At 41.6% G+C, this 21,383-nt stretch carries 16 protein-coding genes and 2 tRNA genes; 1 reads left to right on the plus strand and 17 read right to left on the minus strand.

From position 1 onward, the window contains the following. Positions 1-48: 48 nt before the first annotated feature. From SJ2017_RS16035 to pnp, 4 genes are all read right to left on the minus strand, one after another. Positions 49-813, minus strand: a complete 765-nt coding sequence (locus SJ2017_RS16035) for a TatD family hydrolase (protein ID WP_080916400.1) — start codon at positions 811-813, stop codon at positions 49-51. A gap of 278 nt (positions 814-1,091) precedes the next feature. Beyond that, on the minus strand, positions 1,092-2,675 hold the full coding sequence (gene prfC, locus SJ2017_RS16040) for a peptide chain release factor 3 (protein ID WP_055023719.1): 1,584 nt from the start codon (positions 2,673-2,675) through the stop codon (positions 1,092-1,094). 249 nt (positions 2,676-2,924) lie between these two features. Further along, positions 2,925-3,836 (minus strand): lipoprotein NlpI, encoded by a 912-nt coding sequence (gene nlpI, locus SJ2017_RS16045; protein ID WP_065108655.1) that lies wholly within the window; start codon positions 3,834-3,836, stop codon positions 2,925-2,927. 276 nt (positions 3,837-4,112) lie between these two features. After that, a complete protein-coding gene (gene pnp, locus SJ2017_RS16050) occupies positions 4,113-6,215 on the minus strand; it encodes a polyribonucleotide nucleotidyltransferase (protein WP_055023717.1) in 2,103 nt (700 codons plus the stop codon). A 377-nt stretch (positions 6,216-6,592) separates the two neighbouring features. Here pnp and SJ2017_RS16055 point away from each other — a divergent pair, with 377 nt between their 5' ends. Further along, positions 6,593-8,629, plus strand: coding sequence for a putative bifunctional diguanylate cyclase/phosphodiesterase (locus SJ2017_RS16055; protein WP_080916401.1), 2,037 nt, complete (start codon positions 6,593-6,595; stop codon positions 8,627-8,629). 138 nt (positions 8,630-8,767) lie between these two features. Here SJ2017_RS16055 and rpsO read toward each other — a convergent pair whose 3' ends face one another. From rpsO to ftsH, 13 genes are all read right to left on the minus strand, one after another. Continuing rightward, positions 8,768-9,037 carry a 30S ribosomal protein S15 gene (gene rpsO, locus SJ2017_RS16060; protein ID WP_055023715.1) on the minus strand — a complete coding sequence of 90 codons (270 nt, stop codon included), beginning with the start codon at positions 9,035-9,037 and terminating at the stop codon, positions 8,768-8,770. 133 nt (positions 9,038-9,170) lie between these two features. Then, positions 9,171-10,115: a tRNA pseudouridine(55) synthase TruB gene (gene truB / locus SJ2017_RS16065; RefSeq protein ID WP_080916402.1), complete on the minus strand. Its 945-nt coding sequence runs from the start codon at positions 10,113-10,115 to the stop codon at positions 9,171-9,173. Continuing rightward, complete coding sequence (gene rbfA, locus SJ2017_RS16070; protein WP_080916403.1) at positions 10,115-10,555, minus strand: 30S ribosome-binding factor RbfA; 441 nt, start codon at positions 10,553-10,555, stop codon at positions 10,115-10,117. Before rbfA ends, truB begins: the two co-directional genes overlap by 1 nt. Positions 10,556-10,616: 61 nt before the next feature. Further along, the gene (infB, locus tag SJ2017_RS16075; RefSeq protein ID WP_080916404.1) at positions 10,617-13,265 is read right to left on the minus strand and encodes a translation initiation factor IF-2; all 2,649 of its coding nucleotides are present in this window, start codon (positions 13,263-13,265) and stop codon (positions 10,617-10,619) included. Between the two features lie 25 nt (positions 13,266-13,290). After that, a complete protein-coding gene (gene nusA, locus SJ2017_RS16080) occupies positions 13,291-14,790 on the minus strand; it encodes a transcription termination factor NusA (RefSeq protein WP_055023711.1) in 1,500 nt (499 codons plus the stop codon). A 29-nt stretch (positions 14,791-14,819) separates the two neighbouring features. After that, the gene (gene rimP, locus SJ2017_RS16085; protein ID WP_055023710.1) at positions 14,820-15,275 is read right to left on the minus strand and encodes a ribosome maturation factor RimP; all 456 of its coding nucleotides are present in this window, start codon (positions 15,273-15,275) and stop codon (positions 14,820-14,822) included. A 162-nt stretch (positions 15,276-15,437) separates the two neighbouring features. Further along, a tRNA-Met gene (locus tag SJ2017_RS16090) sits at positions 15,438-15,514 on the minus strand. A gap of 81 nt (positions 15,515-15,595) precedes the next feature. After that, positions 15,596-15,681, minus strand: a tRNA-Leu gene (locus SJ2017_RS16095). A gap of 68 nt (positions 15,682-15,749) precedes the next feature. Further along, on the minus strand, positions 15,750-16,082 hold the full coding sequence (secG, locus tag SJ2017_RS16100) for a preprotein translocase subunit SecG (protein WP_055023709.1): 333 nt from the start codon (positions 16,080-16,082) through the stop codon (positions 15,750-15,752). Between the two features lie 4 nt (positions 16,083-16,086). Further along, on the minus strand, positions 16,087-16,869 hold the full coding sequence (gene tpiA, locus SJ2017_RS16105; RefSeq protein ID WP_055023708.1) for a triose-phosphate isomerase: 783 nt from the start codon (positions 16,867-16,869) through the stop codon (positions 16,087-16,089). 175 nt (positions 16,870-17,044) lie between these two features. Further along, positions 17,045-18,385, minus strand: a complete 1,341-nt coding sequence (gene glmM, locus SJ2017_RS16110) for a phosphoglucosamine mutase (RefSeq protein ID WP_080916405.1) — start codon at positions 18,383-18,385, stop codon at positions 17,045-17,047. Positions 18,386-18,448: 63 nt separating this feature from the next. After that, complete coding sequence (folP, locus tag SJ2017_RS16115; protein ID WP_080916407.1) at positions 18,449-19,288, minus strand: dihydropteroate synthase; 840 nt, start codon at positions 19,286-19,288, stop codon at positions 18,449-18,451. Between the two features lie 114 nt (positions 19,289-19,402). Then, complete coding sequence (gene ftsH / locus SJ2017_RS16120) at positions 19,403-21,355, minus strand: ATP-dependent zinc metalloprotease FtsH (RefSeq protein ID WP_080916408.1); 1,953 nt, start codon at positions 21,353-21,355, stop codon at positions 19,403-19,405. Between the last annotated feature and the right edge of the window lie 28 nt (positions 21,356-21,383).

The raw sequence follows: 21,383 nt of genomic DNA on the forward strand, positions 1-21,383 counted from the left end.
GATCTTATGAAACATTAATATTTATTAATAACCATGTTTAAAAAAAAATTACGACAGCTCAAACAGTTGGGAGAAGTTTTTATTCAATCGTTCTAATATAAAAACAGTTGTTTTTTTCTGTAAATTTGCGATCTCAGAGGCCACATTTGGCAAAATAAGCGGAGTATTTCGTTTTTCGGTTGCATTATAGGGGGTCATGCTAGGCGAGTCTGTTTCAATTATGAAATGTTTAATATCCAATTCAGTGATCGTTTTTCTTAACTTTTTGGCTTTTGGATTGAGTAATAAGCCACCGATACCCAATTTATATCCTAGTTCAATATATCGACTTGCCAACTCTGGCGCACCGTAAAAACCATGAATAACGCCCCCTTTGGGATTAGGGAATCGGTTTAATAATGACAATAACTCTTGGTGACATTTCACTCCATGAAGAATCACTGGGTACTCCATGTTAATTGCAATTTTTAATTGTCCAGATAACAGCTGTTGTTGTCTATCAAAGTCTGGTTTTAGCTTATCTAATCCGCACTCACCAACGGCTACAAGTCTGTCATTTGCCGCATGTTTGGCGAGCATATTCTCCAGTGATACGAGTGATGCGTTAATGTCTTCGGGAACATACCAAGGGTGAATACCCAAAGCAAAATAGCAATGATATTGCTGTGCTATCGCTAATTGATTTTCCCAACGCTGTTCACTAATCGCAGGGATTAAAGCCGAGTTAATTCCTTTTAATGCCATAGCATTAAATAATTCAGCCCTGTCATGATCAAAGTCAGCAAGATCTAAATGTGCATGAGAATCAATCATGTATATCTCTCCCTTTGACTAAAATCATTTATACATCAGGTTATTATTAATCGTCGTTGCTAAGTTTAACCTATCAAAAACGGCTTAAAGAATACTGAATGCTAAAAGCTTATCGCACACAAATAATGGAATAGTCGATGCTGATAAGTATTTCTTGCTCCAAAATATACTGATTATTCCGTTTATACAAACCGATTTATTTGGCCTATTTGAGCATAAAAAAAGGCGGAAAATCCGCCTTTAATATTCATCAATACCGACTCTTTAGAGTTTATGGATTAATTTTCTCGTGTTTTGGCAAACTCAACATCTGGGTAGCGTTCCATTGATAAATTCAGATTTACCATGGTAGGTGCGATATACGTTAAGTTATCGCCACCATCTAGTGCTAAGTTTGCACTGCACTTACGGCGGAACTCTTCTAGCTTACGCTCGTCTTTACAATAAACCCAACGGGCTGTCGACACACTAATGCCTTCATAAATCGCTTCTACGTTGTACTCGCTCTTAAGACGGCCTACAACCACTTCAAATTGCAGCACACCAACAGCACCAACAATAAGGTCATTGGTATCAAGTGGTCTAAATACCTGCACAGCGCCTTCTTCAGCTAGCTGCACTAAACCTTTAAGCAATTGCTTTTGCTTCAGCGGATCTTTTAAGCGAATACGGCGGAACATTTCAGGTGCGAAGTTAGGAATACCCGTAAACTTAAGCTTCTCACCTTGTGAGAAGGTATCACCAATTTGAATAGTACCGTGGTTATGTAACCCGATAATATCACCAGGGTATGCTTCTTCTACTTGCTCACGGTCACCCGCAACAAAGGTTAACGCATCAGAAATGCGCACATCTTTGCCGGCACGAACATGGTGCATTTTCATGCCTTTCTGATATTTACCAGAAACAATACGCATAAACGCAACACGGTCACGATGTTTAGGGTCCATGTTAGCTTGAATTTTAAATACAAAGCCGCTGAACTTTTCATTTTCAGCATGGATATCACCCATCTCCGTTGCACGAGGTTGTGGCTTAGGAGCCCACTCTGTTAGACCATCAAGTACATGATCAACACCAAAGTTACCTAATGCAGTACCAAAAAAGACCGGTGAAAGTTCACCTTTCAAAAAAGGCTCAAGTTCAAACTCATGTGAAGCACCAATAACCAGCTCTAACTCTTCACGTAATTGCTCAGCCAGCTCACTACCAACGGCTTCATCTAAATCTGGATTTTCAAGCCCTTTAACGATACGGACTTCTTGAATCGTATGACCTTGACCAGATTGATAAAGCACAGTTTCATCACGCAGAATATGGTAAACACCTTTAAAGGATTTACCACAACCAATTGGCCAAGTAATTGGAGCACAGGCAATTTTCAGCTCATTTTCTACTTCGTCCATCACTTCCATAGGATCGCGAATATCACGATCACATTTGTTCATGAAAGTGACAATCGGCGTGTCACGAAGTCGAGTAACTTCCATCAGTTTACGTGTTCTATCTTCGACACCTTTAGCAGAGTCAATGACCATTAAACATGAATCAACTGCTGTTAAGGTACGATAGGTATCTTCCGAGAAGTCTTCGTGACCAGGTGTATCAAGAAGATTGACTAAGCAATCACTATAAGGAAACTGCATCACAGACGTCGTGATAGAAATACCACGATCTTTTTCCATTTCCATCCAATCAGACTTTGCGTGCTGCTTTGATCCACGACCTTTTACAGTACCTGCAGTTTGGATAGCTTGTCCGAATAAAAGAACTTTCTCGGTGATAGTCGTTTTACCGGCATCGGGATGCGAAATAATCGCGAAGGTACGACGTTTATCGACCTCGACTGTGTGAGCTGACATGAGTTACTTTGCCCTAGCATAAATAAAATGGCGCAAATTATAGCGTTTCCGAGGATAGTTGGCTAGGTAAAGTCTTGAGTATTGGTGAGTCAAAACCAAAAGCTGATTGACGATGTCAGTGAAGTTTGAACTAGCCTTGCTTAACTGCAGAATTTGAACTAGAAAATCTGAGCTTATAAATCTTAGCCCTGAGGAGTAAAAAGAAAAAGGCCGATAATAACATTATCGGCCTTTTAGATATTCACTCAATTAGTTTGTTTGAGCCGATTCTTGTTCAATTAATTGCTGCTGCGCTTGAGCAAGTTCGATTCTTGCATAGCGATGCTCTACAAAATCATAAATATTAGTTGCCAAGCTCAATCGATAGTAATCAATAGCAAGTTGGTAATCTTGTTGCTCAACTGCTTTTTTGGCAATGTAAAAATAGGCTTCACATAAGCGCTCAGAATATTCTTTAGGCTGGTTTAAATTGACCTTAGCAGCCTCAAAAACCTGCTCTTTAGTCATTTTACCTAAGTAGTAGTCAACTAACACTGACGACCAAGCCTGATCATTCAATGACTGACGATTTTCCGCTAATGCTAGCTGTGCTGACTCTGCATCTCTTGGTGAGTCGACTAGATATAACCACAAAGCACGGTAGCCATCAGAAGGATCCTTTCGTAAAAAGTCTTTCATGTCTTGAGCGGCTAATTCATAACGCTCGCCGTAATACAAAGCAATACCACGGTTCAAATAGGCATAATCATATTCAGGTGATAACTCAAGTACGCCATCAAATGACTCGTAAGCACTTTCAAACTCCCCCTCTTGGGTGTAATAAATCCCTAAGAAGTTATAAGCGTCGGCTAAATTAGGCTGTAGTTTAATGGCTTGATGAAAATCTATTCTTGCAAGTAAACGTAAACCAACGCTGTCATATATTACGCCACGATCATAATGAAAACGCGCTCGTTGTTCAGGCGTTAGTTCCATCGTGCCAAGAATTTCATTTAATTTGGCTAAGGTTACTTCAAGTTTGTAGTCTGGGACATTTGGCGCAACCATGATTTTGCCATTCGCTGCGCTATCGGCACTACCAGATAAAGAGGCACAACCTGACAATAACAAACTGGCACCCACACATAATGCGACAACTGTGGTACGTAATTTCTGTTCCATTTAAATACCTTATCAGGTTCTATAATTACTTTGCATCATATCAACCAATCTCCATAAGGGCTATGCAGATACCAATAAAATTTCATTTACCAGCATAACTGATGATATAGCCAGCTTTAGAGTTAATAAGCTACGGTTGAAATTGATAACTTACATGACTTGCTCAACGTATTCATTCAATATCCATAACGTCTACACTAAGCATTTATCGACAAATTATAGGCACAAAAAAGGAGACCCGAAGATCTCCTTTTAATTTACGCTTAGTGTCAGATATTATTCTGCAGCAGCTTCTTCTTTAGCGTTCGCTTCTTTGATAGAAAGTCTTACACGACCTTGACGGTCAACTTCCATCACTTTAACGTCAACTTCTTGATTCATTTCAAGATGGTCAGAAACGTTAGCTACACGCTCTTCACTGATTTGTGAGATGTGAACTAAGCCGTCTTTACCAGGTAGGATGTTAACGAATGCACCGAAATCAACGATACGGATAACCTTACCTTTATAGATGCGACCCACTTCAACTTCAGCAGTGATTTCTTCGATACGACGGATAGCTTCTTTCGTTGCTTCACCGTTTGAAGATGCAATCTTCACAGTACCGTTGTCGTCAAGCTCAATTGTTGTACCTGTTTCTTCAGTAAGTGCACGGATAGTCGCACCACCTTTACCGATAACGTCACGGATCTTCTCAGGATTAATCTTGATAGTCGTGATACGTGGAGCGTGATCAGAGATATCTTCACGTGCGCCACCAATTGCTTGGTCCATAACGTTAAGAATATGAACACGTGCGCCGTATGCTTGTTGCAGTGCGATGTCCATGATCTCTTTAGTGATACCTTCAATCTTGATATCCATCTGCAGAGCAGTAATACCGTCACGAGTACCCGCTACTTTAAAGTCCATGTCACCTAAGTGATCTTCATCACCTAAGATATCAGAAAGAACAACAAAGTCGTCGCCTTCTTTTACTAGACCCATTGCGATACCAGCAACAGAAGTCTTGATAGGTACACCCGCATCCATTAACGCTAATGAAGTACCACAAACAGAAGCCATAGAGCTTGAACCGTTTGATTCTGTGATTTCAGATACAACACGAACACTGTATGGGAATTCTTCAGCAGAAGGCATAACAGCATTGATACCACGCCAAGCTAATTTACCGTGACCAATTTCACGACGCTTAGGCGAACCAACCATACCTGTTTCACCAACAGAATAAGGAGGGAAGTTGTAATGAAGCATAAAGCGATTAGTACGCTCGCCCATGATGCTGTCAATTTTTTGAGCATCACGTTCAGTACCTAAAGTACAAGTTACTAATGCTTGAGTTTCACCACGGGTAAATAAAGAACTACCGTGTGTACGTGGAAGTACACCCGCTAATACGTTTAATGCGCGGATCATATCTGGTTCACGACCGTCGATACGTGGCTTGCCACTGATAATACGACCACGAACTACGTCTTTTTCAAGACTACCTAATAAGTTGTCAACTTCACGAGTATCAACATCAGGATTTTGAGCAATCAATGCTTCTTTAGCAGCCGCTTTAACTACGCCAACTTGAGCATAACGGTCTTGCTTAACTTCGATTTGGTAAGCCGCAGTCATGCCTTCTTCAGCTAACTCTTTAATTTGAGCTACTAAATCTTGATCTTGTACTGGAGCAGTCCAATCCCAAGTAGGTTTACCCGCTTCAGCTTTGAATTCTGCAATAGCTTGAACAACAACTTGCTGCTGGTCGTGACCGTAAGTCACCGCACCTAGCATGATTTCTTCAGCTAATGATTTTGCTTCTGATTCAACCATCAATACAGCTGATTCAGTACCAGCAACAACTAAGTCAAGGTCACTTTCAGCAACTTGATCAACTGTTGGGTTTAATAGATATTCGCCATCAATGTAACCAACGCGTGCTGCGCCGATAGGGCCATTAAATGGGATACCTGAAATAGAAAGCGCAGCTGAAGTACCAATCATTGCAACCATATCTGGTTCAATTTGTGGATCAACTGAAACTACCGTAATGATTACTTGAACTTCGTTTTTAAAACCGTTCGGAAATAAAGGACGAATTGGACGGTCGATTAAACGAGCAATCAGTGTTTCATCTTCAGAAGGGCGACCTTCACGCTTGAAGAAACCACCAGGGATTTTACCTGCTGCGTAGGTTTTTTCTTGGTAGTTAACTGTTAATGGGAAGAAGTCACGGCTTGGATCCGCTACTTTTTTACCAACAACAGTTACTAAAACTGTTGTATCGCCCATGCTCGCTAAAACTGCAGCATCTGCTTGACGTGCAATAACACCTGTTTCTAAGGTGACGGTATGTTGACCATACTCAAAACTCTTTACAATTGGATTCACGTGACCCATTCCTTAATTATTGACCTTTAAATTACGCGCATAAGTATACTGCAATTTTTTACAATAGTTAAAGCGCATCGCAATATACCGCTAAAAAATAATTAAATTTACCAAAAATGAAGCCGATAACAGCCATTGTAAATAATTGCATTTGATGACAGCAGGATGACAAAGCCGCTCAAAATTGCTTAACTGCTTGAAGTACCTCTCTTGTTGAATAAGGTTATCGCTATAATTAATGACATTTAATCTGATTTTGTCTAAAGTGAGATGATGCGAAAGCGATATAAATTAATAAGTGATTAGGCACAGCAGATTTACTCTCTAATCGATATCTGCTCTATGAAACTGTAATAAAAACAAATGGAATCGTTTGAATGACACCAAGGTTTAAATCTCTGACATGGAAGCAAACTAACTTAGTTGTATTTACTGCTTTGTTTTTTGCGATTGCCATTTTTGTTGTCGAGATAGCTTTAGTTGTCGTCACAACCAAACAGCAGCTTACCGCCTCTCAAGAAGAGTTACTTAATTCAGTAGAACAAACTGCCTCTAATGCAGTTTGGGCACTAGATGATAAACAAACCGAACAAACCTTAGAGGGTATTATCAAAATTGATAATATTAGCTCTGCAGTCATTACCTTAGATGATGGTAGCCTTTTCGTAACAGCCAGTAATCAACCAAAACAATTCTCTGAAAACTACGACAATTTAAGCCACTTTTTATTTAAAGACTTAAATGAGATTTCACGACCGCTATACCGCCCTTTTTATTTTGAAGGCAATAAAAAACAGCAACTGATTGGAACGCTTACCATCTTTTACAACACACAAGAGATGACTAATAACCTATTTAATCAGTTACAACTCGGCTTTATTGCAACGTTAGCACGAGCTTTATTACTCACCTTAGTATTAACTATCGTTTTCCACCGCTTTTTGACTCAACCCATTGCCCAAATTAGTGAAGCAATTGATAAAATTGACCCAGACTTGCCCGATGAAAACTTACTGCCTATGGCTAAGGCTCACAAAGATGATGAGCTTGGGCTAGTGACCTCAAAGTTCAACCAGATTTTATTACAGTTTAGTCAGACTCAGAATAAACTCAGAAAAATGGCAACTCGGGATCCATTAACCAGTTTGCCTAATCGCACCTTATTGCTCGAAACTTTGGATGTAACCATTCAACGAGCACGGGTTCACAAAAGACACTTTGCACTACTCTTTATCGATTTAGACCGCTTTAAAAACGTGAATGATTCATTGGGTCATGCTATTGGGGATCAATTCCTAGCACGTGTCGCGAGGATTTTAGAAACCGTTGTAGGTGACAGAGGCGGCGTAGCAAGATTAGGTGGCGATGAGTTTGTTATTGTCGCTGATGATATAGAAACACCAGATCAAGCAGCTGACTTCGTCGATAAACTGCAAAAGCAACTTAATGCCCCCGTACAACTTAACGAGCACGCCATTCACCCTGCGGCATCAATCGGTATCTCTATTTATCCTGAAGATGGCCCTGGCGCAGAGGATCTTATTCGACACGCTGATATCGCTATGTACAGTGCTAAAGCTGCTGGTTCTAATCAATGGGCTTTCTTTAAGCAACAAATGACCGAGAATGCAGCTGTGAGGCTCAAAACAGAAGCCTCACTACATGATGCCCTGAAGCACAATGAATTCTTATTATACTTCCAACCAAAACTTGATCTAAAAACGAATCGAATTATGGGGTGTGAAGCACTTATCCGTTGGCAAAAGAATGGCGAACTCGTGCCGCCGATGTCTTTCATACCTATCGCAGAGGAAACAGGGATAATCATTCCTATAGGCCGCTGGGTTATCGAGCAAAGCTGTAAGGTCATTCGTGAATGGGAAAAGAAATACAATTATGCCATTCCAATTGCAGTGAATGTGGCATCGCAGCAGTTCGCTGATGCCAGTTTGGTTTCTGACATTAAACAATTAGCGCTTAGATATCAAATTCGTCCTGAACTCTTAGAAATTGAGATAACTGAGACTTCTTTGATGAATGATGTCGATCAAGCAATTACTAAACTTGAGCAGCTAAAAAGTGCAGGGTTTGGTATAGCGGTTGATGATTTTGGTACAGGGTATTCATCATTGTCATACTTAAGACATCTGCCTATTACAACGATGAAGATTGACCGAGGGTTTGTATCTGATTTACCCCATGATGCATCAATTGCTTCAACCATTTTGATGTTAGGTCAGCAACTGAATTTAGATATTGTTGCAGAAGGTATTGAGAACCAAGAACAACTCACTTGGCTTCAGCAGCATAATTGCCAAATTGGCCAAGGCTTCTTTTTCAGTAAGCCCTTACCGCTAGACGAGTTTGAAGCGCAATATTTTACTGAAATGAGTATGCCGTTAGAACAGGTATAAATGCCAGCAACTAGCTTTAAAGAATGACGTAAAGCGATGATGTATGACTGAATTGGACATAATAAAAAAGGAGGCTTAAGCCTCCTTTTTTACGGTTAGAATTTGACTATGTAAACACAATCAAATTAAACATCGTTATTAACGACGTAAACCTAACTTCTGGATAAGAGCAGTATAACGAGCTACGTCTTTACGCTTTAAGTAAGCAGTAAGTTTACGACGTGCGCTAACCATACGTAATAGACCACGACGTGAATGGTGATCATGGATGTGCTCTTTGAAGTGACCTTGCAGATGGTTAATCTGTGCAGTCAATAAAGCAACTTGTACTTCAGTTGAACCAGTGTCGTTTTCACCACGGCTGTATTCAGCTACGATAGCTGCTTTTTGTTCATTACTTAGTGACATATTTATCTCCAGAAAAAATTAAATTAACTCTAGCCAATCACTAACTCAGCCAGAGGGGGCGACATTCTAACTATATTCAGTCACTATCGCAATAAAAAACACTTAACAGCCGATAAAAGCTAGTAATTAATGATTATTCTGCACTGTGATCAACAACTAGACGCTTAGGAGCCAGCAAACCATCATCATTCATGGTACCTATTCCGATAAAGCGACGCTGCTCACCTAACGTCATTCTGACCAATTCACCTGCTTTTAAGCCTGTAGCCTGAACAGGCTGACCTTGCATAATAAATTGCTCACAAGCATCCGGTAAATTAACTTCGGTGAAGTTTGCTACAGCAGTGTCCATTGGCAACAACAAATCATCTAACACGCTAAAAGAAGACTCATCTTCTTTATCGACGTGTTCAGCTAATTCAGTTAACTGCTCAAGCGTCACCATTTTCTCATATGGATAGCCTGCAACTTGGGTTCGTCTCAGCATAGTGACATGTGCGCCACAACCTAACATTTCACCTAAATCATCAATGATGGTACGAATGTAGGTGCCTTTTGAGCAATGAATATCAAGTGTTAAGTCATCGCCTTCTAGGCTAACAAATAGCAACTCAAATACGGTAATAGGACGGGCTTCTCGAGGAACCTCAATGCCTTCACGAGCATACTTGTATAAAGGCTGCCCTTGATACTTTAGTGCAGAGAACATTGAAGGCACTTGCATGGTGTCACCGCGAAAATGCTCTAAAGAATCCTCTAACAGCTTTTGCTCAAACTTAACCGGTCGGATCTGAACAACTTCACCATCAGAATCACTGGTGTCTGTTCTTTCACCTAATTTAGCTGTCACCAAATAACGCTTGTCCGCATCTAAAAGGTGTTGAGAGAACTTGGTTGCTTCGCCTAAGCAAACGGGGAGCATACCTGTGGCTAAAGGGTCTAAAGCACCAGTATGGCCTGCTTTATTGGCGTTATAAAGACGTTTGACGCGTTGCAAAGCATGGTTAGAACTGATACCAGTACCTTTATCTAAAAGTACGATGCCATTAATAAAACGACCTTTGCGACGACGAGCCATTAATCTTTATCCTCAGTTTTATCTTCTGATGCATCAACATCGTCAGAGCCAAACTCATCTTGTCTTGCTTTGTCTTGCTTAGCTTTATCTTGTGTAATCACTTGGCTCACTAAGTTAGACATGCGCATGCCTTCAACTAACGAACTATCGTATACGAAACGCAGCTCCGGCATAACACGCAGTTTCATTCGACTTGCAACCAATGTTCTCACATAAGGCGCAGCCGCTGTCAGAGCTTCAATTTTTTGTTCAACCAACTCTTGATCTTCTTCGAAGAAAGTCACAAAAACTTTCGCAAAGCTTAAATCACGAGAGACATCAACATCGTTTACTGTCACGAAGCCGATACGTGGATCTTTCATGTCGCGCTGTAAAATCATCGCTAACTCTTGCTGGAGTTGCTGTGCAATACGGCGTGTACGACTAAATTCTTTTGCCATAACATTAATACCTTATAGCTTTATATAAATAAAAAAGGCGGCTTACGCCGCCCTTTCTGTGTTACAGCGTTCTGGCCACTTCGACCGTCTCGAAGACCTCAATCTGATCGCCAACTTTGACGTCATTGTAGTTCTTCACACCGATACCACATTCCATGCCATTACGGACATCGTTTACATCATCTTTAAAGCGACGTAATGATTCTAGTTCACCTTCGTAGATAACCACGTTTTCACGTAGTACACGGATAGGAGCGCTACGTTTGATGGTACCTTCAGTAACCATACAACCCGCAATTGCACCAATCTTAGGCGACTTAAATACGTCACGTACTTCAGCTAGACCGATGATTTGCTGCTTGAACTCAGGCGCTAACATGCCGGTCATTGCCGCTTTAACTTCATCAATTAGGTCATAGATAACGCTGTAGTAGCGTAAATCAACGCTTTCAGCTTCAATTGTCTTACGCGCTTGTGCATCAGCACGAACGTTGAAACCAACCATGATAGCGTTTGAAGCTGCTGCAAGTGTTGCATCAGTTTCTGTTAATGCACCAACACCACGAGCAATAATGCTAACTTTAACTTCGTCAGTAGACAGTTTAGTTAATGAATCACAAATTGCTTCAAGTGAACCTTGAACGTCTGCTTTAAGTACGATGTTTAGCTCTTGTACTTCGCCTTCAGTCATGTTCGCAAACATGTTCTCAAGTTTAGACTTCTGCTGACGCGCAAGTTTAACATCACGGAATTTACCTTGACGGTAAAGTGCAACTTCACGAGCTTTACGTTCATCACGTACAACTGTCGCTTCATCACCCGCTGATGGCACACCTGAAAGACCTAAAATCTCAACAGGGATTGATGGACCAGCTTCAGTAATGCTCTTACCGTTTTCATCTTTCATCGCACGGATTTTACCGTACTCAAGACCACAAAGAACGATATCACCTTGGCGTAACGTACCTTCTTGAACAAGAACAGTAGCAACTGGGCCACGACCTTTATCCAATTTAGATTCGATAACCACACCTGCAGCCATACCTTCACGAACAGCTTGAAGCTCTAGAACTTCAGCTTGTAAAAGAATGCCTTCAAGTAGCTCATCGATACCTGTACCTGCTTTAGCTGAAACGTTGACGAACATATGCTCGCCGCCCCAATCTTCAGACATTACACCATGCTGTGCTAATTCACTCTTAACACGTTCTGGATCAGCTTCTGGCTTATCCATTTTGTTCACAGCAATGATTAACGGCACGTTACCGGCTTTAGCATGTTGGATTGCTTCAATTGTCTGAGGCATAGCACCATCATCAGCAGCAACGACCAATACAACGATATCTGTTGCTTTAGCACCACGAGCACGCATAGAAGTGAACGCTGCGTGACCAGGAGTATCTAAGAAAGTGATCATGCCGTTGTCAGTTTCAACGTGGTAAGCACCAATATGCTGCGTAATACCACCGGCTTCACCATCGGCAACTTTTGCACGACGAATATAATCAAGTAATGATGTTTTACCATGGTCAACGTGACCCATGATGGTCACAACTGGAGCACGTGTTTCTAGAACAACGTTCTCTTCATCACGATCACCAAGTACTTGATGCTCTAATTTGTTTTCACGTAGTAGTACAACTTTGTGACCCATTTCTTCAGCAACCATTTGTGCTGTTTCTTGGTCAAGGATTTGGTTAATCGTAACCATTGAACCCATTTTCATCATTTGCTTGATGATTTCAGTTGCTTTAACAGACATACGCTGCGCAAGTTCAGCAACAGAAACGGTTTCACCAATACGAATGTCGCCTTTAACTACTGCGACAGGCTTGTTAAAGCCGTGTGCCATTGATTCAGGAGCAGTACTTTGGTTACGAGCGCCTCTTGAACGGTTATCACGACCGCCTTTGCCACCACGTTTCTTGTTCGCATTCTTGTTACGAGAACGACGGCCACGTTTTTCTTCTGCAGCATCAGAGCTATCTTCAGCAGCACGAGCAGCTTTAGATGTTGTGATGTGATGGTCGCTGCTTTTCTCAGCTTCTATACGTTGACGCTCTTCTTCAGCCCAACGCTTAGAGTTTTCTTCAGCAAGTTTACGCGCAGTTTCAGCAGCTTGTGCAGCTTCTTCTTTTTGCTTTTTAGTTAACGCTTCTTCTTGAGCAGCTTTAATACGCTCAGCTTCAGCTTTAGCTGCAGCAGTTTCAGCATCATCAGCTTTAGCAGGTTTTGCTTCTGCTTTTGCTTTAGCTTCGGCTTCTTTCTTTGCCTTAGCTTCTGCATCGGCTTTAGCTTTTGCTTCAGCCTTAGCTTTGTCTTCAGCAGCTTTAGCTTCTGCTGCAGCTTTTGCCGCCGCTTCTGCTTCTTTTTGCTGTTGTGCTTGTTTTTCTGCTTCTGCGGCTAATTCACTTTCATCACGTTTAACGAAAGTACGTTTCTTACGTACTTCAACTTTAACGTCTTTAGATTGGCCACCACCGGCATTCACGCTTAAAGTAGACACAGTTTTGCGTTGCAAAGTCATTTTTTGCGGCGCATTTTCACCACCATGCTGCTTCTTTAAGTGATCTAACAACGTTTGCTTTTCTGTTTCAGAAACGCTGTCAGTTTTAGTCTTCTTAATTCCCGCTTCGGCAAACTGTTCAATCAGTCTGTCTACATTCTTGCCCACTTCTGTGGCCAATTTATCTATACTTGTATCTGCCATCAATTAAATCCCCCTGTTGATCGACTTATGCTTCTTCGCCAAACCAACAGATATTACGGGCAGCCATGATGAGCTCACCTGCTTTTTCTTCTGTCAATTCTTCAATATCGATTAAATCGTCAATACCTTGTTCTGCTAAGTCTTCTAAGGTCGACACACCTTTACTTGCAAGAACATATGCTAAATGCTTTTCTAAACCATCTAACGCTAATAAATCAGCAGCCGGTTCTGCACCATCAAGTGCTTCTTCCGTTGCTAATGCTCGAGTCGAAATCGCTGCTTTGGCACGTTCGCGCAAGGCAGCAACAATATCTTCATCAAAACCGTCAACTTCTAACAGTTCTGCTTCTGGTACGTATGCAATTTCTTCTAAAGAAGTGAAACCTTCTTCAGCAAGAACGGTTGCAAAATCTTCGTCAACGTCTAATGTTTCAACAAACAAGCTAATCACTTTAGCGCTTTCAGCTTGATGCTTAGCGTTTAGCTCCTCAACGGTCATCACGTTAAGTTCCCAACCTGTTAGTTGAGTAGCTAAACGAACATTTTGACCGTTACGGCCAATTGCTTGTGCCAAACTATCTGCTTCAACAGCAATATCCATTGAGTGGTTGTCTTCATCAACAATGATTGAAGCAACATCAGCTGGTGCCATTGCATTGATCACGTATTGTGCAGGATTGTCATCCCACATAACGATATCAACACGCTCACCGCTTAATTCATTTGATACAGCTTGAACACGTGCACCACGCATACCAACACAAGCACCGATTGGGTCGATACGCTTATCGTTAGTTTTCACTGCAATCTTAGCGCGAGCGCCTGGATCACGTGCTGCGCCCATGATTTCAATCATTTCATCTAAAATTTCAGGTACTTCTACTCTGAATAGCTCGATGATCATCTCAGGCTTACTACGGGTTAAAAATAGTTGCGCGCCACGAGCTTCTGGGCGAACGGCATAAAGTAATGCACGAACACGGTCACCTGGGCGGAAAGATTCACGACTGATGATGTCTTCTTTATAAATCACACCGTCTGCGTTATTACCTAAATCAACGACTACACTTTCGCGGGTGCTTTTCTTGACAACACCAGTAACAATTTCACCTTCTCTTTCGATGAACTGCTCTACGATTTGTGCGCGTTCAGCTTCACGTACTTTTTGTACAATAACTTGCTTCGCTGTTTGCGTTGTAATACGGTCAAAAACAACTGAATCGATTTCATCTTCGATGAACTCACCCGGTTGAATTTCAGGATTTTCAAAACGTGCAGCTTCAAGTGTAATTTCACTATAAGGGTTTTCTAAAGCTTCGCCTTGATCATCAACAACCATCCAACGACGGAAAGTGTCGTAGTGGCCCGTTTTACGGTCAATAGCAACGCGAACTTCAATTTCGCCTTCGTATTTTTTCTTAGTTGCTGTGGCTAGAGCAATTTCTAGCGCTTCGAATATTTTCTCGCGTGGGACGGCTTTTTCATTGGATACCGCCTCTGCGACTAGCAGAATCTCTTTATTCATTATGTCTTGCCTCGTTCACCTTGAAACTATCAAAACTTCGCAATAATGTTGCCTTTACGCACATTATCTAAAGCCACAATCAAATCTTCACCATCAACGGTAATTGTCAGCATTTGCCCTTCAATTGCCGTAATAGCACCTTTTAAATTACGACTACCTGCAACAGGCATCGTTAACTGTACTTTTGCATCTTCGCCGATATAAGCAGCGTATTGCTCAGCCGTAAATAGTGGTCTATCTACACCTGGCGATGAAACTTCTAGTGTGTATTCTGTCGAAATTGGGTCTTCAACATCTAGAACAGCACTAACTTGGCGGCTGGCTTCAGCACAATCTTCAATATTGATACCGTTTTCACCATCAATAAATACACGTAATATTGAATGACGCCCTGCATGGACAAACTCAATACCCCAAAGTTGAAAACCTAACGCTTCAACAGGTACTGTCAGCATTTCTGTCAGTTTAGTTTCTAATGTTGCCAAAAATGACCCCCAAAAACGAAAAAAAGGGCAAATAGCCCCAAGAAAGTCCGTAAAATCACGGAGTTACTAAGCTCCATATAACAAAAAACCCCGCAATAACGAGGTCTTAAATATAGAACCTTTTAATTATTTATCCTTAGAAATAAGAAATAAATAATAAGCTGGTTGCGGGGGCCGGATTTGAACCGACGACCTTCGGGTTATGAGCCCGACGAGCTACCAAACTGCTCCACCCCGCGTCAACTTGCGCAATTATATTAACTTACGTCTTTGCTTGCAATAATTAATCAGTGTTAACTTGAGGCTGATTAATTAAATTTTGGTGCGGATGGTGGGACTTGAACCCACACGAGCATAGCTCACCACCCCCTCAAGATGGCGCGTCTACCAATTCCGCCACATCCGCATTCAAACTTTTTACACTAGTTAGCTAAAGCAATCACTACTAGTTTTTTGCCAATTAGAGGCAATAATTTAGTCAGGAATTTCTGATTCTGAGGTTTCAGCCTGAGTAGGAGCTTGTTCAACTTGCTCTACTGCAGAACCTAAATCATTCCAAGCATCATCTTTTTTAGAGTGGTTTGCACTTAAGTTACCTAAAATAAGGCTTAATGCGAAAAAACCAATCGCTAAAACAGCGGTGCTACGGGTCAGGAAGTTACCTGAACCATTTGAGCCAAATAGAGTTCCTGATGCACCAGCACCAAAAGAAGAACCCATATCTGCGCCTTTACCTTGTTGAATTAAAATCAGTCCTACTAGACCAATCGCAACAACCAAGTAAACAACAATTAAAACTTCATACATAATATTATGCGCTCATCGCTATGGAACATAAACTTAAAAACTCGCTAGAGTTTAAGCTAGCTCCGCCAATCAATCCACCATCTACGTCTGGTTGGGCAAATATATCAGCAGCATTTGATGGGGTAACACTACCGCCATATAAAATGCGAATATTCTCTCCAATAAATGGAGACACTTCAGAGAGTCGATTACGAATAAACGCGTGAACTTCTTGCGCTTGCTCTGGAGTTGCACTTTTACCAGTGCCTACAGCCCATAAAGGCTCATAAGCGATAATGGCATTATCAAAAGCCATGGTGCCATTCTTTTCGATCACAATGTCTAACTCTTCAGCAATGACTTCAAAAGTGCGTCTTGCCTCACGAGCTGGACCTGATTCACCAACACAAAGAATCGGCGTTAGACCATGTTTTTGTGCTGCAGCGAATTTCTCTGCAACGATATTACTTGTTTCGCCGTACATTCTACGACGTTCGGAATGGCCGATAATCACATATCGACATCCTGAATCTTTTAGCATTTTACCGGAAATTTCACCAGTATAGGCACCGAAGTCATGTTGACTTAGGTTTTGTGCGCCCATTCTTACAAGCGCACCATCTAAGGTTTGCTTATTTGCTTCAAGTAGTTGTCTAACACTTTCAAGATAAATTGAAGGTGGACATAAAACTACTTCAGCAGAATCATTTTGGAGCTTTGTAGCAAACTTGCTGAATAACTCTTGAGCTAACGCTGCACTGCCATTCATTTTCCAGTTGCCAGCTACCATAGGACGTCTGAGTGCCATTACTGTCTCCTTTGAAAGCGGCGTGAATGATAACGAACCGCCAAACAACTTACAATAGCTAACTCAGGAATATTTATCATAACTTGACGGAATGATGTTTTTTTATTCGCTGAGCTAAGATATTAAATAAGTTAATAATAAATAAAAACGCTAAATGATTGTATACCGAACTTTGTCACAAACCCACGCTTTTGACTACATCGGCAATTTCGTTTGCAAAAGCCGTGACTTGAACATCATTTTTACCTTCGACCATCACCCTTATCAAGGGTTCTGTGCCTGACTCTCGTATAAGTACTCGCCCATTTTGACCCAATAGCTTTTCAATTTTTGTCTGAACAGATCGCACAAGTTTCGATTCTAATGGCTTTTTGTCGACGTGATAGCGGACATTAATTAATACTTGCGGGTACATTTCTAGAGGGGCAACTAATGCAGCAAGCTTGCTGTTGGCATATTGCATGGCTGCTAATACTAATATCCCAGCAACGATACCATCACCAGTCGTACCATGATCTAAATTAAGAATATGACCTGAATTTTCACCGCCGATACGCCAGTTATTTTGGCGCATAAGCTCCATAACATATCGGTCACCAACATTTGAACGAACAAACGGTACATCTAACTCATTCAATGCGACTTCCAATCCCAGGTTTGACATCAAGGTCCCCACAACTCCGCCTTGAAATTCACCTTGTTTGATCGCATCTCGAGCAAGAATATACAATATTTGGTCACCATCAATAATATTGCCTTGATGATCGACCATCATGATACGGTCACCATCACCGTCGAGTGCTATTCCCACATCTGCATTGTGATTGATAACGGCTTCACAAATAGCCGCCATGGAAGTTGCTCCAACTTTATCATTAATATTTAATCCATTGGGTTTATCACCAATGGTAATCACGTTGGCACCTAACTCTTTAAATACATTGGGTGCAATATGATAGGTAGCACCATGAGCACAGTCGATGACTAAAGTTAATCCGTTTAAAGTCAGATTTGCCGGAAAGTGGCCTTTGCAGTATTCAATATATCGACCGGCGGCATCATCAATTCGAGCCGCCTTACCGAGTAGGTGTGACTCAACACATTGCATAGGCTTAGTCAGCTCATGCTCAATTTCCAATTCTATTTTGTCATCTAACTTACTGCCGTCAGCAGAGAAGAATTTAATGCCATTATCATAATATGGATTATGTGAAGCGCTGATAACGATTCCCGCTTCAGCTCTAAACGTTCTAGTAAGGTAAGCAATTGCGGGGGTAGGCATTGGACCAACGAGCAGAACATTAAGTCCTGCTGCAGACAAACCAGCTTCTAATGCTGATTCGAAAAGATACCCGGAAATGCGGGTATCCTTACCAATAATAATTTTCTTTGTCCCACTGCGTGAAAGCACTCTGCCTGCAGCCCAACCCAATTTTAAAGCTAATTCAGGGGTCATGAAGCCTGCGCCAACTTTTCCCCTAATTCCATCCGTGCCAAATAGATTACGTTGTTGCATTAGTACCTCACATTAAGTGAATTCACACTAACTCAATCAGCTAAACTAACAGGTTATATCACTTTATTGATGTAAACTCGCCATGGTTGCTGACATAACCGTTAACGCATCGACGGTTTCTTTTACATCATGTACTCGTAAAATTTGCGCGCCTTGTTGCGCCGCAATCATTGCTCCAGCAAGACTACCGGCGAGTCGTTCATCTACATTTCGCTGGAGTAAATCGCCAATCATGCTCTTTCTAGAAAGACCGATAAGTACAGGTAGGTGCATGCTATGAAGTTCAGGTAATTTTGCCAATAGCTCATAATTGTGCGCTAAGGTTTTCCCAAAACCGAAACCCGGGTCAATGATAATATTTTCGCGAGGCATACCTGCTGCAACACAATAATCAATGCGTAGTGATAAAAAATCGACAATTTGTTGAATGACATTGTCATAACTTGGGTTATCTTGCATTGTTTCAGGCTTACCTTGCATATGCATTAAGCATACAGGCACATCCAAGTTAGTCGCCATCGCGACTGCGCCAGGTGCTTGTAAAGCGCGGACATCGTTAATAATATGCGCGCCTGCTGCGACCGCTTTCTCCATCACCTCAGGTTTACTCGTATCGATTGAAATCCAAATGTCAGGATGTTTAGCCGCATACTCAATCACTGGGATCACACGAGCCAATTCTTCTTCAACTGATACATCAGTTGCACCGGGCCTAGTTGACTCGCCACCAATATCCAAGATGGTCGCACCTTCTTCGATGACTTTATCAACCTGTTTACAGGCATTTTCGAACGTAGAAAACTGACCACCATCAGAAAAAGAATCAGGGGTAACATTGATAATTGCCATTACGACAGGGCTAGATAACGATAATGTTTTATCGCCAGACTTCAACTCAAACACACAACCTCACTTACATTAAAAAGTGCCACACCAGCAATATGACTTAATTATGACACTAGTACAATAAATATAAAAAAACCCCTTTCGGGGTTTTTTATTTCAAAATACAGCTAGTTATTTTGCTGTAGATTCATCTGTTTTAGGTTCAACATCAGGCTTATCTTCTGTTGACTCTTCGGCTACAGAATCGGTATTAACCGGTGTGCCTTTATCTTGGTCATCCATTGAATCATCCGCTTGCCAATCCGCAGGCTGGCGAACATCACGTCGATTCATAAGATCATCAATTTGTTCAGCATCAATGGTTTCATACTTCATTAATGCATCTTTCATTGAATGAAGGATATCCATATTTTCAGTCAGGAATGTATGTGCACGCTCATAGTTAATATCAATAAGGTGCTTCACTTCCTGATCAATCATGCCAGCAGTTTCATCAGACATATTCTTAGATTTCGCCATGCTGCGACCTAAGAACACTTCGCCTTCATCTTCCGCATATAGAACAGGCCCTAACTTCTCAGAGAAGCCCCACTGTGTCACCATGTTACGGGCAATCGATGTAGCATATTTAATATCTTGAGATGCACCTGTCGATACTTTCTCACCACCATAAATGAGCTCTTCAGCTAGACGGCCACCATAAGCTACCGAGATTTGACTCTCAAGTTTACGACGACTTTGACTGATAGCATCCGCTTCAGGTAGGAAGAATGTTACACCTAATGCACGGCCACGAGGGATAATCGTGACTTTATGAACCGGATCATGCTCTGGTACTAAACACCCAACAATCGCATGGCCTGCTTCATGATAAGCCGTCATTTCTTTCTCTTCTTCCGACATCACCATAGTGCGGCGCTCTGCACCCATCATGATTTTGTCTTTTGCGCTTTCAAACTCTTCCATACCAACGACGCGGCGATTACCACGTGCTGCGAAAAGTGCAGCTTCGTTAACAAGGTTAGCGAGATCAGCACCAGAGAAACCTGGTGTACCACGAGCGATAACACTGGCTTTAACACCATCAGCTAGAGGTACTTTACGCATATGAACTTTAAGAATTTGCTCACGACCACGGACATCTGGCAAACCTACAACCACTTGACGGTCAAAACGGCCCGGACGCAATAAAGCAGCATCAAGAACATCTGGACGGTTAGTTGCAGCGATAACAATGATACCTTCGTTACCCTCAAAACCATCCATTTCAACCAACATTTGGTTCAATGTTTGCTCACGTTCATCGTGACCACCACCCACACCAGCGCCACGTTGGCGACCTACGGCATCGATTTCATCGATAAAGATAATACAAGGTGCTGACTTTTTCGCTTGCTCAAACATGTCACGTACACGAGATGCACCAACACCGACAAACATTTCAACGAAGTCAGAACCAGAAATAGTAAAGAACGGTACTTTAGCTTCACCAGCAATGGCTTTAGCGAGTAGGGTTTTACCTGTACCCGGAGGGCCCACAAGTAACACACCCGTCGGAATACGACCACCCAACTTTTGGAAACGTGTCGGTTCTTTTAAGTAATCAACCAATTCTTTCACGTCTTCTTTAGCTTCGTCACAACCTGCAACGTCACCAAAAGTCGTTTTAATTTGGTCTTCGCTCATCAATTTGGCTTTACTTTTACCAAATGACATTGCGCCTTTACCACCACCGCCTTGCATTTGACGCATGAAGAATATCCATACACCGATCAATAGCAGCATTGGGAACCAAGAAATGAAAATTTGGGTTAAGAAACTAGACTCTTCAGCTTCCTGCCCTTTCATTGAAATCCCTTTACGATCAAGATCATTAATTAAATCTTGGTCATACATTGGCATAATAGTGGTGAACTTCTCTCCAGAACGCTTGATCCCTTCAATAGTTCGTTGATCACTCTTAATTTCAACCGAATTGATATTGCCATTACGGACACTATCTAAGAATACGGAATAATCCATCTTCTGCGATGACGAAGAAGAGGGGGAGTAACCCTGAAAAACTGACATCAGCACAACGGCGATGACAACCCAGAGAATTAAATTTTTTGCCATGTCACTCAAATTTCTAGACCTCTTAAAGACCCACGAT

It is taken from the genome of Shewanella japonica (assembly GCF_002075795.1).
Classification (GTDB): domain Bacteria; phylum Pseudomonadota; class Gammaproteobacteria; order Enterobacterales; family Shewanellaceae; genus Shewanella; species Shewanella japonica.

Excerpts from the sequence above, each read along its gene's own strand:
- nlpI (WP_065108655.1), bottom strand. The coding sequence starts at position 3,836 with ATGGAACAGAAATTACGTACCACAGTTGTCGCATTATGTGTGGGTGCC.
- secG (WP_055023709.1), bottom strand. The coding sequence starts at position 16,082 with ATGTATGAAGTTTTAATTGTTGTTTACTTGGTTGTTGCGATTGGTCTA.
- truB (WP_080916402.1), bottom strand. The coding sequence starts at position 10,115 with ATGGCTCGTCGTCGCAAAGGTCGTTTTATTAATGGCATCGTACTTTTA.
- prfC (WP_055023719.1), bottom strand. The coding sequence starts at position 2,675 with ATGTCAGCTCACACAGTCGAGGTCGATAAACGTCGTACCTTCGCGATT.
- tpiA (WP_055023708.1), bottom strand. The coding sequence starts at position 16,869 with ATGGCACTCAGACGTCCTATGGTAGCTGGCAACTGGAAAATGAATGGC.
- SJ2017_RS16055 (WP_080916401.1), top strand. The coding sequence starts at position 6,593 with ATGACACCAAGGTTTAAATCTCTGACATGGAAGCAAACTAACTTAGTT.
- nusA (WP_055023711.1), bottom strand. The coding sequence starts at position 14,790 with ATGAATAAAGAGATTCTGCTAGTCGCAGAGGCGGTATCCAATGAAAAA.
- rbfA (WP_080916403.1), bottom strand. The coding sequence starts at position 10,555 with ATGGCAAAAGAATTTAGTCGTACACGCCGTATTGCACAGCAACTCCAG.
- glmM (WP_080916405.1), bottom strand. The coding sequence starts at position 18,385 with ATGCAACAACGTAATCTATTTGGCACGGATGGAATTAGGGGAAAAGTT.
- rpsO (WP_055023715.1), bottom strand. The coding sequence starts at position 9,037 with ATGTCACTAAGTAATGAACAAAAAGCAGCTATCGTAGCTGAATACAGC.
- infB (WP_080916404.1), bottom strand. The coding sequence starts at position 13,265 with ATGGCAGATACAAGTATAGATAAATTGGCCACAGAAGTGGGCAAGAAT.
- SJ2017_RS16035 (WP_080916400.1), bottom strand. The coding sequence starts at position 813 with ATGATTGATTCTCATGCACATTTAGATCTTGCTGACTTTGATCATGAC.